Origin of the sequence: Corynebacterium hylobatis (assembly GCF_003955685.1) — a bacterium.
In the GTDB taxonomy this organism is placed as follows: Bacteria; Actinomycetota; Actinomycetes; order Mycobacteriales; family Mycobacteriaceae; genus Corynebacterium; species Corynebacterium hylobatis.
This window is the reverse complement of the sequence record NZ_RXHJ01000019.1, coordinates 1-12,382: the sequence shown is the minus strand read 5'-3', so window position 1 is coordinate 12,382 and position 12,382 is coordinate 1. Positions and strand designations below refer to the sequence as shown.

At 65.8% G+C, this 12,382-nt stretch carries 12 protein-coding genes, 1 tRNA gene and 1 other RNA gene; 3 read left to right on the top strand and 11 right to left on the bottom strand.

Annotated features, from left to right (window positions below):
* Nucleotides 1–38: 38 nt before the first annotated feature.
* The 9 genes from EAH68_RS12635 to prfB form a co-directional block, all read right to left on the bottom strand.
* Nucleotides 39–1,301: a tyrosine-type recombinase/integrase gene (locus EAH68_RS12635; protein WP_126121704.1), complete on the bottom strand. Its 1,263-nt coding sequence runs from the start codon at nt 1,299–1,301 to the stop codon at nt 39–41.
* Nucleotides 1,302–1,495: 194 nt separating this feature from the next.
* Nucleotides 1,496–1,872, bottom strand: a transfer-messenger RNA (tmRNA) gene (gene ssrA / locus EAH68_RS12630).
* 47 nt (nt 1,873–1,919) lie between these two features.
* Nucleotides 1,920–2,279 carry a DUF488 domain-containing protein gene (locus EAH68_RS12625; protein WP_126121703.1) on the bottom strand — a complete coding sequence of 120 codons (360 nt, stop codon included), beginning with the start codon at nt 2,277–2,279 and terminating at the stop codon, nt 1,920–1,922.
* Nucleotides 2,276–2,764 (bottom strand): SsrA-binding protein SmpB, encoded by a 489-nt coding sequence (gene smpB, locus EAH68_RS12620; RefSeq protein ID WP_126121702.1) that lies wholly within the window; start codon nt 2,762–2,764, stop codon nt 2,276–2,278. Before smpB ends, EAH68_RS12625 begins: the two co-directional genes overlap by 4 nt.
* Before the next feature lie 25 nt (nt 2,765–2,789).
* Nucleotides 2,790–3,434: a hypothetical protein gene (locus tag EAH68_RS12615; protein WP_126121701.1), complete on the bottom strand. Its 645-nt coding sequence runs from the start codon at nt 3,432–3,434 to the stop codon at nt 2,790–2,792.
* Nucleotides 3,434–4,015: a hypothetical protein gene (locus EAH68_RS12610; protein WP_126121700.1), complete on the bottom strand. Its 582-nt coding sequence runs from the start codon at nt 4,013–4,015 to the stop codon at nt 3,434–3,436. Before EAH68_RS12610 ends, EAH68_RS12615 begins: the two co-directional genes overlap by 1 nt.
* A 4-nt stretch (nt 4,016–4,019) precedes the next feature.
* Nucleotides 4,020–4,922: a permease-like cell division protein FtsX gene (gene ftsX / locus EAH68_RS12605; RefSeq protein ID WP_126121699.1), complete on the bottom strand. Its 903-nt coding sequence runs from the start codon at nt 4,920–4,922 to the stop codon at nt 4,020–4,022.
* A gap of 16 nt (nt 4,923–4,938) precedes the next feature.
* On the bottom strand, nt 4,939–5,628 hold the full coding sequence (gene ftsE / locus EAH68_RS12600) for a cell division ATP-binding protein FtsE (protein WP_126121698.1): 690 nt from the start codon (nt 5,626–5,628) through the stop codon (nt 4,939–4,941).
* Between the two features lie 95 nt (nt 5,629–5,723).
* Nucleotides 5,724–6,827: a peptide chain release factor 2 gene (gene prfB, locus EAH68_RS12595; RefSeq protein ID WP_126121697.1), complete on the bottom strand. Its 1,104-nt coding sequence runs from the start codon at nt 6,825–6,827 to the stop codon at nt 5,724–5,726.
* Nucleotides 6,828–6,888: 61 nt separating this feature from the next.
* On the opposite strand from prfB, the gene EAH68_RS12590 reads away from it, so the two are divergent.
* Complete coding sequence (locus tag EAH68_RS12590; RefSeq protein ID WP_126121696.1) at nt 6,889–7,743, top strand: inositol monophosphatase family protein; 855 nt, start codon at nt 6,889–6,891, stop codon at nt 7,741–7,743.
* 4 nt (nt 7,744–7,747) lie between these two features.
* The gene (hisN, locus tag EAH68_RS12585) at nt 7,748–8,539 is read left to right on the top strand and encodes a histidinol-phosphatase (RefSeq protein WP_126121695.1); all 792 of its coding nucleotides are present in this window, start codon (nt 7,748–7,750) and stop codon (nt 8,537–8,539) included.
* A gap of 12 nt (nt 8,540–8,551) precedes the next feature.
* Here hisN and EAH68_RS12580 read toward each other — a convergent pair whose 3' ends face one another.
* Both EAH68_RS12580 and EAH68_RS12575 read right to left on the bottom strand, forming a co-directional pair.
* Entirely contained in the window at nt 8,552–9,727 is a 1,176-nt protein-coding gene (locus EAH68_RS12580) for a S1 family peptidase (RefSeq protein ID WP_164546491.1), read from the bottom strand.
* A 309-nt stretch (nt 9,728–10,036) separates the two neighbouring features.
* Nucleotides 10,037–10,113, bottom strand: a tRNA-Met gene (locus EAH68_RS12575).
* 173 nt (nt 10,114–10,286) lie between these two features.
* Between EAH68_RS12575 and ilvD the strand changes: the two genes are divergently transcribed.
* A complete protein-coding gene (gene ilvD, locus EAH68_RS12570; RefSeq protein WP_126121694.1) occupies nt 10,287–12,008 on the top strand; it encodes a dihydroxy-acid dehydratase in 1,722 nt (573 codons plus the stop codon).
* Nucleotides 12,009–12,382: the final 374 nt, after the last annotated feature.

Genomic DNA, 12,382 nt, shown 5'->3' with positions numbered 1-12,382 from the left:
CACAGTCTGTCGGAAGGTAACTCTATAGCTAGGCTGTGTCAGGCAGTCTCCTCTCCTACCTCCTTCTCCCCGCGCTTTGCGTCGAGATCTGCGACATCAGCCAGCGGGGTGTCGAGCGCCTGGTTCACCTGGCCGAGGACCTCATCCCGCTTGGCCGCCGAGGACCGCATGTAGATCTCGGTGATCGTACGCAGGTCGCGCTGGCCGAGTATCTCGCCGATCGCGGGGATCGGCATGCCGGCCTCTGCCAGCGTTGTGATCAGCCAGACGCGGCCGTAGTGGGGCGTGATTTTGACGTCCTTGAACCCGGCGCGGAGTTTCGCGCGTTCCATGATGCTGCGGTAGCTGGTGTCCATGATGATGCCGCCGGCGGCTGCGGTGGTGAACAGCCAGGCGTCAGGGCTGTCACCGACGAATCGTTTAAGGTGGTCGCGGACGTCGGTGTGGAAGCGGGCGAAGAGGGGGACGGTGCGGTGTCCGGCGTCGGTCTTGGCGGTGGCCTTGTAGTGCATGCCTTCGCCTGGGACGCGGTAGACGTTGCCCCGGACGTGGACGTGGATGGAGTCTGCGGTGATGGCCACGTCACGGCGGCGTAGGCCCAGGGCCTCGCCGAGGCGGAGTCCGTGGAAGAGGGTGAGGATCGCGATGAGCTTGTGGCGGCCGTCGATGCGGGGGATCTTCTTGTCGAGTTGGTCGACGATGCCCTGCATGACCGAGGCCTCGGGGAGGTCTTTGCGGTGGTGCTTGGGTCGCTTGGCGGCGTCGGGGACGACGACGGGGCTGATGGGGATCATGTCGCGGTCGACGGCGGCCTGCATGGCGGTTTTGAGGCGGGCGTAGGCGTTGCGGTTGTAGGGCGGCGTTGAGAACTGGCGGTTGATGTCATCCCACCAGGCGGCCACGTCCCGGCGCGTCAGCCTCGTCAGGGGGATGTCCCGGAGGCGGGCGGCAGGGTCAGCGACCTTGAGGATGCGGCGGTTGAGGGTGCTTGTGTAGTCCTGCAGGGTCGATGGTTCGAGGGCGCTGGTGCCGCGGGAGCGGAGATCAAGCCACTGGGTGATCCAGTCGCCGACGGTGCGGGCCTGGTCCTCGCGCGATTGGGCGCGAGTGGCCGGTGGGGTCCACTCGTCGAACTCGATGAGCTTCTCCTCGGAGCGCAGCCACGCGGCGGCATCATCCTTGGAGAAGAAGGTGTTCGGTGCCTTGTGGCGGTCGCCGTCGGGACCGGTGTAGCGCGCGCGGTGCTTTCCGGATGGCAGCTGGGTGATGGAGCCGAAGCCGCGTTTCGGGCGTGGAGTCATAGGGAATTGAACCCTTCTGTCGTGGCCAGTGCGTGACCGATGCGTGGCCAATGAGGTGGTCTCGTGACCAATTCGTGGGGAACGGGAGTGCTAGCCCGTACCCTAGTGTCCGCTATGTCCGCTGACTACTTATGCAGGTCAAGGCCATGAAATGAAGAGATCCCCAGACCAGTGATGGTCTGGGGATCTCTCTTCGGTGGAGCTGCCGGGAATTGAACCCGGGTCCTTCGTCACCTCGCCAGGGCTTCTCCGTGCGCAGTTCGCGCCGGATCTCTGCTCGGCCCTCCGGCTCGGACGAACTCGTTCCGGATGATGGGCCCAGTCAGCGGTAAGTGTCCCGTCCAACCCCGCTGACGCGGCTGGACGGCAAGCCTCCTAGTCGATGCCAGGGTCCGGATCAGAGGCGAGTCCGGTCTGACAGACACGCGGTCGCTACTTAGGCAGCGAGGGCGTAGTCGCGCTGAGTGTTCTCGGCGCTTATGGGTTTGCTGCGACGCTTACGGTGGTCCTCAGCCTGCACCGGCACGCTTCCCCTGGCTCAATATACGAAGTCGAAACCTGAATCAGCCCCGTATTCACTGCGGCGGGATTGTGCATCTGTCCGCAGGATGGTTCATCTTAACGCTTCTCCACCTGTTCCGTCAACCATTCTGCTAACACGATTGCCTGGTTGTGTTCGCGGTCGGCGGCTCCGTAGAGGAGGGTGATATCACCGTCAGCCAGTGCAACCAGTTCGTCGACATCGCTATTCCCGGTGTCGAGTTCCGCCCGGTAGCGGGCCTGGAACTCTACCCACCGGGCCGGGTCATGGCCGAACCATTTCCGCAGTTCATGGGAGGGGGCGGCATCCTTCAACCAGAGACAGTCAAGGTCTGCCCTGGCCACCCCGCGGGGCCAGAGCCGGTCGACGAGGACGGCGCGTCCCGCTACTTTCCCGTCACCACGCAGGAGGTCGTGGACCTTGACCGCGGTAATCACCCTTGGATGCCCTTGATGCGCCTACCCAGCTCGCGGGTGATCTCACGTTCCTCGGTGCGGCGTTTGATGTCCTGCCGTTTGTCGTAGTCCTGCTTACCCTGCGCCAGACCGAGCTCGAGTTTGACTCGCCCGTCCTTGAGGTAGAGCTGCAGCGGCACGAGGGTGCGGTTGCCATCCCGGACCTTGCCCATGATGGAGTCGATCTCGCGGCGGTGCAGGAGTAGCTTGCGGGTGCGCTTCGGGGGGTGGTTGGTCCATGAGCCCATGGAGTACTCCGGGATGTGGAGGTTGCGCAGCCACACCTCCCCGTCATCGACGGTGGCGAAGGCGTCGGCGATGGACACCTTGCCCTCACGCAGGGACTTGATCTCCGTGCCCACCAGCACGACACCGCATTCGTACGTCTCCAGGATGTTGTAGTCGTGCCGGGCCCTGCGGTTGGTGGCCAGGACGCTACGGTCCTGAGTTTTCTTCTTCTTGGCCATAGTCCGGTCCATGCTACCCGGCTGCTCACAGCAGCAGAAGCAACAGGAGCACCATGATGACGGGGATGGCGGCCAGGACGGGGAGAACGGGTGGACGTCGGCGCAGCGCCCCGGCGGTACGGGGCGTGCTCACCAGCGCGGTGGTGTCGGGGATCTGCAGGGCGAGTGCTGCCAGGGCCGGGCGTTCGACGAGCAGGGGCGCGTAGTCGCGGGCGGCGACGTGGTATCGGTCGCGGGTCTCCGGATGGCCGGTCAGGGCCACCGTCGTGTCATGGGGGTGCTTGGCGACGAGCGCGGCCAACCTGTCCGCCTCAAACCGCGAGGTCCGCCCGGGGTGGGCGGCGATGAGGTCACGGTCGGCGTCGACAAGCAGGACGCGGTGCCCGGTCACCGCGTGGAGCACCTCGACATCAGTGCGCAGCTGGATTCCGTCGACGTCGAGACCGGCCAGGGCCAGATCCCCGAGGTGGCGGCCGAGTTCGTCGACGGTGAGGCCCGCAGGATGGACAAGCACCACCCGGGTGGCCGGACCGCTGGCGGCCTGGGTGGCGGCGTGGACGGCACGGGCGATCGTGGGGAACGCCCCGATCAGGTGCACCCCTCCCCCGCTGAGCCCGACGGCAGAACCCACCCCGCCGGGGCCGAGGGAGAGACCCAGCGACCAGCCCATCAGATGAGGAAGACCACGCCAAGGACGACAGCCAGGGCGACGGCCACGATGATGATGTAGTTGTTCACACTGGTGTTCTTCTCCGGCGCCGGTGCGGGGGCATCAGCGGGGATGTCCACGAGAGACTGCGCCACGGGGTTCTCCAGTGCCAGCAGCGCCACGTCCTCGCGGGGGCGGACCTCCGGTTCACGGCCGGGGACGATGATCGTCACCTCGTCACGCACCGGTTCCTCCACGGAGAGGAAACCCTTCTTCTTCGGGGTCCCCTGCGGGATGACCTCCACCGGCTCCCCGTGGGCGGTGGACAGAACCTCGACTTCGCTGCGCACCTGCACCGTCTGGGCGGGGATGCCGGCGATGACGAGCTCACCCAGATACCACTTGAGGGCGTGAGGCTCCAGACCCTCCTCAATGATGAGGCAGGTCCGGGCAGGCACCCGGCTGTCCTCCCCCTCGGAGGAGAAGCGCACAGCGCGGTCGATCTCGGGGAAGTATCCGGTGATCTCAGGTGTGCCGGAGGCACCGAGTTTCGCGGTGCCGTTGCCGGTCGGGGAAACGGCCAGTGCCAGGGTCCAGGTCATCCGTCTACTTTCTCACATAACTGCGCAACGCGACCTGCGCCGTGGCCGCGGCAAAGATGAGACCTGTCAGCGTGACCACGGGAGCGACGAGCCAGATGTCGGCGTTGGTCACCGGTGCGATCAGCTGCGACTCGTACAGACCGCGCAGCGCCTTGTCGATGACGAATTCCTTACCCAGGAACAGGCCCACCGTGGCCAGGACGGCACCGATGAACGTCGAGATGAGGGCCTCCAGCACGAACGGTGCCTGGGTGAACCACCGGGAGGCACCGACCATGCGCATGATGGAGATCTCGTGGCGGCGGGAGAAGGCCGCGATCTGCACCATGTTGGCGATGAGGAAGACCGCCGCGACCGCCTGCACCGCGGCCACGAGGAAGGTGGCGTTGCGCACCGCGTCCAGGTTCTCGGTGGCCCCGCGCAGGTCATCGACCTGGTCGACCACGGTGTCCACCTGCGGCAGATCCCGCACCGGCTCCAGCGGGGCCTGGTCCAGCGGATCGCTCAGGCGCACGTGCAGCGCGGCGGGCAGGGCATCGGGGGAGGTTTCCGCGACCAACTGCGGGTCAGTGTCCCGGAAGACCTCGACGAAACGCTCATAGGACTGCTCACGCGAACGGTAGGTGACGGAGTCGACGCCTTCGGCGGCGTCGAGAAGCTCACGGACCTCCCGGCACGCCCCGGAGGAGCAGTCCGCGTCGTTGGCGGAGATGTCCTCGTCGAGCTGGACCATCACCTCCACCCGGTCGAGGTAGATGTCCTTGGTGTCCCCGGTCATCTGGGTGACCAGGAATCCCGTGGCCAGCAGCGCCAGGGAGATCGCCGTGGTGATGACGAGGGCGACGGTCATGGTGAAGTTCCGGCCCAGCCCGCGGAAGGCCTCCCGGAGGACGAATCTGATGTTCATGTGGTGCTCCTTGCCGCTATCGGGATTCGCCGTAGACACCGTGGGCGTCATCACGCACGAGTCGGCCCAGGTTGAGTTCGATGACGCGCCTGCGCATGTCGTCGACCGCCCGGGCGTTGTGCGTGGACATCACCACTGTCGTGCCGCCGCGGTTGATCTGGCCCAGCAACGACATGATGCCGGCGGAGGTCTCCGGGTCGAGGTTGCCGGTGGGTTCGTCTGCCAGCAGGAGCAGGGGGCGGTTGATCACGGCGCGGGCCACGGCGACACGCTGCTGCTCACCACCGGAGAGCTCGTGCGGCATCCGGTCGGCCTTGGACGCCAGGCCGACCATCTCCAGGGCCTCGGGCACCGATTTGTCGATCTGGCGGCGTTTCTTCCCGATGACCTCCAACGCGAAGGCCACGTTGTCGTGGACGTTGAGCTTGGGCAGCAGGCGGAAATCCTGGAAGACGTAACCGATGCGCTGCCGCAGCTGGCTGATCTGCCCGCCCCGAAGCTGATTGACGTGGAGGTCCGCAAAGTGGATGTCGCCTGAGGTGACGTTCTCCTCACGGATCAGCAGCTCCAGGAAGGTGGATTTTCCTGAGCCGGATGGCCCGATGAGGAAGACGAACTCCCCCTTGTCGATGGTCAGGGAGATATCGTCCAGGGCCGGGCGCGTCGAGGTCCGGTAGGCCTTGGTGACGGAGTCAAACGTGATCACCTCTCACACTGTAGCCAACGGCCTGTGATGATTGAGAGGCCTGTGAACGCAGGAGAAGGGGTGCCATCAAGTTGCCAGGAAGTGCTACGCCCGACTCAAGCCTGCTGCTGCTCCGCCATCCGCCAGCGGATGCCGGCCTCGAGGAAACCGTCGATCTCGCCGTCCAGCACCTTCGAGGGGTCATTGACCTCGAAGTTGGTGCGCAGGTCCTTGACCATCTGGTACGGGTGGAGCACATAGGAACGCATCTGGTTGCCCCAGGAGGCGTGGCCACCGGAACCGAGGGCGTCCATCTCGGCACGCTCCTCCTGGCGCTTCTTCTCCAGCAGCTTCGCCTGCAGGACCCGCATGGCGGAGGCCTTGTTCTGGATCTGCGACTTCTCGTTCTGACAGGTCACCACGATGCCTGTCGGGACGTGGGTCAGCCGCACGGCCGAGTCGGTGGTGTTCACGGACTGGCCACCCGGACCGGAGGAACGGTAGACATCCACACGGACGTCATTGTCCGGGATATCGATGGAGTCCACCTTCTCCACGACGGGCAGCACCTCGACCTCGGCGAAGGAGGTCTGGCGGCGGCCCTGGTTGTCGAAGGGGCTGATGCGTACCAGGCGGTGGGCACCCTGCTCGACCGAGAGCTGGCCGTACATGTAGTCGCCGTGCACCACGAACGTCGCCGATTTGATGCCGGCCTCCTCCGCGTAGGAGATGTCATAGACGTCGACCTTGTGGCCGTTCTTCTCCGCCCAGCGGGTGTACATCCGCATGAGCATCTCCGCCCAGTCCGCGGCGTCGATCCCACCCGCACCGGAACGGATGTTGATCAACGCCTCACGCTGGTCGTAGGCCCCCGACAGCATCGTGGTGACCTCGAGGGCCTCGATCTGCTCACGGACGTCGGCGAGCTCCCCGTCGGCCAGCTCGTCGCCGTCGTCCTCCTCCTCGGCGAGCTCGTACATGATGGGCAGGTCGCTCAGGCGCTGGCGCAGGTCGGTGAGTTTGCGCAGCTTGCCCTGCACGGCGGACAGTTCGGAGGTGACCTGCTGGGCATGGTCCGGGTCATCCCACAGGCTCGGATCGGAGGCCTGCTGCTCCAGCTCACGCACACGCGCGGACAACTCCTCCGGGTCCATCACCTTCTCGATGGTGGTGAGGGTGGAGTCCAGATCTTCGAGTGCAGCAGAGATTTCCGGTCGCATAACCTGACAGTCTACTTGTCCCCCGGCTGAGTCATCGCGCCCGAGGGGGCACAATGGGCCCATGACCAATCAGCACCCTGCCGCCAGCCTTGAAGACATGATCGCCGCGATAACGAAGACATTCGTCATCGCCCACGACCAGGATTCCGACGAACACCTCGCCCAGGCCCTCGTCTACAACGCCGGGCGCCTGGCCTGGCGGATGCGTGAACAGGGTGTGGACACCCGCCACAAGAGTTCCGTCTCCGATGTGGTGACGCAGGCCGACCACGCAGCGGAGGAGTTCATCGCCGGTGCACTGAAGCAGCTGCGCCCGGAGGACGGGGTCGTCGGGGAGGAGGGCACCGACCACCCCTCGACCTCGGGGCGGACATGGGTGGTCGACCCGGTCGACGGCACCTACAACTTCACCGTCGGTTCCGACTACTGGTGCGCCGCCCTCGCCCTGACAGAGGGCGATCCGGCCACCCCGGAGCGCCTCATCCTCGGTGCGGTACACCGCCCCGCGATGGGTTACACCTGGCTGGGTGGGCCGGAGATCCCGACGGTCCGGGACGGCCAGGGGGTGGCGAAGCTGCAGGACATCGACGCCGGGCAGCTCTGCCTGGCCACCTACCTGCATCCCACCTCGCTGGCGAAACCGGAGCGTCGCGAGGCATGGACCCGGGTCGTCGATGAATTCGCCACCCTGCGGATGCTCGGTGCGGCCTCCGTCGACCTCGCCTCCGTGGCGGACGGCTCGATGGGTGTGTGGATGCAGCACTCCGTCGCCGACTGGGACTGGCTGCCGGGCAAGGCGCTCGTCGAGGGGGCCGGCGGCGTCGGAGTGAAGGTCGAGGCCGCCGGAGTCACCTGGTGTGTGGCAGGTAATGCCCGCGCAGTGGAACAGGTCACGTCCGCGCTGGTTAGGATGTAGAGCCATGAGCACGTACGCCGATGACCTTGCCCTCGCCCTCGAACTCGCCGACCTCGCGGACGCGTTGACCTTCGAGCGCTTCGAGGCCACCGACCTCAACGTCACCGCCAAGCCAGACATGACCCCGGTCTCCGATGCCGACCTCGCCTGCGAGGAGGCACTGCGTGCGAAACTGGCCGAGGCCCGGCCCACCGACGCGATCCTCGGCGAGGAATTCGGCGGCGAGGTCACTCACGAGGGCCGCCAGTGGGTCATCGACCCGATCGACGGCACCAAGAACTTCGTCCGCGGCGTGCCCGTCTGGGCCACGCTGATCTCCCTGCTTGTCGACGGCCGACCCGTCGTCGGCGTCATCTCCGCCCCCGCGCTGGCCCGCCGCTGGTACGCCGCCGAGGAATCCGGTGCCTGGCGCACCTTCAACGGTGGCTCCCCCAAGAAGCTCAGTGTCTCCGGTGTGGCCTCCCTCAGTGACGCCTCCCTGGCCTTCTCCTCCCTGGAGGGCTGGGCCGAGCGCCGCCTGCGGGAGAACTTCATCGCCCTGTCCGACAAGACCTGGCGCCTACGCGGCTACGGAGACTTCTTCTCCTACTGCCTGGTTGCCGAGGGTGCGGTCGACATCGCCGCCGAGCCCGAGGTCTCCCTCTGGGACCTGGCCGCCCTGGCGATCCTCGTCACCGAGGCCGGTGGCCGCTTCAGCTCCCTGGCCGGGGCGGACGGCCCCCACGGCGGTGATGCGGTGGCCACCAACGGCCTGCTGCATGAAGAAACCCTCGCCGCGCTGCGCGGCGAGGGCTAGTTCCCGTCGTTCCTAGTCAGGGAGGCGGAAGCCGGCACCGACTCCCCCACGTGCGTCCACGTCCTTGAGGACGGCATCCATGGTGTGCGAGGCGGTCGGCATGAACAGCTGCCCCTGCAGCGGCGACTTGCAGGACAGGCGGTGGTCCGGCAGCACGCCACCGGAGATCATGCCCACCATGCGGTCACCCGCCAGCAGCGGCGCACCGGAATCGCCCGTCATGGCGCAGACCTGCGTGATGTGGACCTCCTCGTCAGCAGCCCACACGTGGCCGCAGGTGTGGCCGGTGGCCACACCCTGCTTGCACAGGACCTGCCCCGGCCCGACCGGGCCCCCGACGCTGTTGACCGTCACGCCGTTGTAGGTGCGTGTGAGCTCGGCATTCGAGCCCAGCTCCACGACCGAGTAATCATGGACCTGGTTGGTGGTGACGACCGTGCCGGTGGGGCCGACCTGCCAGGAATCGGCGGACCAGACCTGGTCCCCCGGTTGACCGCAGTGACCGGCGGTGAGACCGACCTTCCGGCCCTGCGCGTCCGTGCCCACCACACCGAGGGTGCACATCATGCTGTCACCCAGGTAGATCGGGGTGCCGGGGCCGTAGAGGGAGGCGTCCTGGTTCTGCACGACCATGGACTCCTCCGGGATGCGCGGCGCGTCGAACCAGGAACCCGACACGCGGTGCAGGACCCACTCATCGAAAGGCTTACCGGCCATGGTCTTGGCGACCGGGTCATTGTGCCAGCGGTAGTTCGGATCCAGGGGGACGGCATCCTCCTCGACGAAACGCCCGCGCATCTCGTCGGTGATCTCCACCTGGTCGACGTACTGGGTACCGGTCACGGGGGCGGAGTTGTCCTCCGCGGTCTCATCAGATTCGCGCAGCTTCGTGTTCGGGACATGGTCCACGATCGCCTGGTCCACTGCATCGGTGAGGGCGGTGTCCACCGCCGGGGCCTGCACGCCGAAAGCAGCCAGCTGGCCCCGAACCTGGTTGACCACGTCGACGGAAGCGACCTCCATCTGACCGGCGGGCTGCGGGGTCTGCTCAACCTGCGGGTTCTCCAGCTCCACGGCCTCGGGGGTTGCCGGAGCATCGACTGCTCCGGAGACCGGTGCTGCGAGCAGTACCGCCCCCATCACTATCGTTGCAGTCATGATATTTCTAACGCGGGAGTGCCGTCGCATGTGAGGTGGGGCCCTTCTGGTGGTGCTCAAACGAATACCTCAACATCATGCCACGGCACCCCCGAACCGGCAGGTGGGCATGAATGTCGTGTCCGAATGGTTACCAGCCTGCCAGGTTCGGATCCCGGGATGATGTAGCTCTCGTGGGCTAGATCCGGACATGTATCTCGCGGGATGCGACTCTCCCAGGACTCCCCGTCACCTGGGAGATACATGGCGGGAGCTAACGGACCAGACCTACATCAACAACCGTTACCTCCGCGCACGACGAAGCCCCCTGGACCACAAGGTCCAGGGGGCTGTCGGAATTGGTAGCGGGGGCAGGATTCGAACCTACGACCTCTGGGTTATGAGCCCAGCGAGCTACCGAGCTGCTCCACCCCGCGTCGGGTGATATTCACTTCACCACGTCCACACAAGATTGTTAACCCCGTGTTGACGACATGTGAAACTATAACCCACGATGTCTCCGGACCCCAAATCCCCAGTTCAACAGCATTTCGACTGCCGTCTTCCTGGTTTTCCTGCCGCCTGCCCGCCAGCTACCTAGACTCAGGTCATGACGAAGCTCACAGACTCCCCCGACAATGACGACGTGGACATCAAGCCCCGGTCCCGGGATGTAACCGACGGACTCGAGAGCACAGCCTCCCGCGGCATGCTCCGCGCGGTAGGCATGGGTGACGATGACTGGGAGAAGCCGCAGATCGGCGTCGCCTCCTCCTGGAATGAGATCACCCCCTGCAACCTCACCCTGCGCAAGCTCGCGGGATTCGCGAAGGAAGGGGTTCACGCCGCCGGTGGCTATCCCCTGGAGTTCGGCACGATTTCCGTCTCCGACGGCATTTCCATGGGCCATGAGGGGATGCACTATTCCCTGGTCTCCCGGGAGGTGGTCACCGATTCCGTGGAGACCGTGATGGGCGCGGAGCGTCTCGACGGCTCCGTTCTGCTGGCCGGCTGCGACAAGTCCATCCCCGGCATGATCATGGCCGCCGCCCGTCTCAACCTCTCGAGTGTCTTCCTCTACAACGGCTCCACCATGCCGGGGACCGCCCGTTTCGCCGACGGCCGCGAGGAGGAGGTCACTCTCATTGATGCGTTCGAGGCGGTCGGCGCCTGCCGTGCCGGCAAACTCTCGCAGGATGACGTCGACGTCATCGAACGCGCCATCTGCCCGGGTGAGGGCGCCTGTGGCGGCATGTACACCGCCAACACCATGGCCTCCGCCGCCGAGGCGATGGGCATGTCCCTGCCGGGTTCTGCCGCTCCCCCGGCGGTCCACCGCGACCGCATCATCCACGCCCGCCAGTCGGGTGAGGCCGTCGTCGGTCTGCTGCGCAACGGGATCCGGGCCCGTGACATCATCACCCGCGATTCCCTGCTCAACGCCGTCGCGGTGGTCATGGCCCTGGGTGGTTCCACCAATGCGGTTCTGCACCTGCTGGCCATCGCACATGAGGCGGAGGTCGATCTCAGCCTCGATGACTTCAATGCCGTGGCCGACAAGGTCCCGCATCTGGGCGACCTCAAGCCCTTCGGTCGCTATGTCATGGCGGATGTCTTCCGTATCGGTGGCATCCCGGTCGTGATGAAGGCGCTTCTCGACGCCGGCCTCATCAACGGTGACTGCCTCACCGTAACCGGCCGCACCGTCGCCGAGAACCTGGCCGATATCCGTACCCCGGATCCGGACGGAAAGATCCTCCGGGCCCTGGACAACCCCATGCACGCCACCGGTGGACTGAGTATCCTCCACGGCTCGCTCGCCCCAGAGGGTGCGGTGGTCAAGACCGCCGGTTTCGACGCCGACGTCTTCAACGGCACCGCCCGCGTCTTCGACCGCGAGCAACCCGCCATGGATGCGGTCCTGGGCGGTGAACTGAAGAAGGGTGACGTCGTGGTCATCCGCTACGAGGGCCCCAAGGGCGGGCCCGGAATGCGGGAGATGCTGGCCATCACGGGTGCGATCAAGGGTGCGGGCATCGGTAAGGATGTCCTGCTCGTCACCGACGGACGCTTCTCCGGCGGCTCCACCGGTCTGTGCATCGGTCATGTGGCACCGGAGGCTGTCGACGGCGGCCCCATCGCCTTCATTCAGGACGGCGACCCGATCCGGGTGAACATCCCGGAGCGCACCATCGACGTGGACATCCCGGAGGAGGAGCTGGCGCGGCGTCGGGAAGCATGGCAGGTACCGGAGAACCCGCGCCTGCACGGCGTGCTGGGTAAATACGCCAAGCTGGTGCAGTCCGCCTCGCGGGGCGCCGTGACCTACTGACCCAGGAACTCCGCCGGTGGTTCCGGGGCAGCCTCAATAGCTCTCCGGACCGGAGCTTAGTCTCCGATGAGGTTGGCGATGACGCCCGGGATATGGCTGGCCTGACCACCTGCGGAGACAACCCCCTCCAGACCATCCAGATGGGGAGAGTACGTTGGCGGGGTCATAAGTGGAGTGGCTCGGATAGGCGTGCGGATGCCGTACTTAAGTAGGTCCCGTCAGTTAGATCTGGATATGTATCTCGCGGGAGACCACTCCCCTGGGGTGCCCCGTCACCTGGGAGATACATGGCGGGAGCTAACGGACCAGACCTACATCAACAACCGTTACTTGAGTCCAAAGGGTCGTTGCAACACTTTCCGATGAGAAAGGGT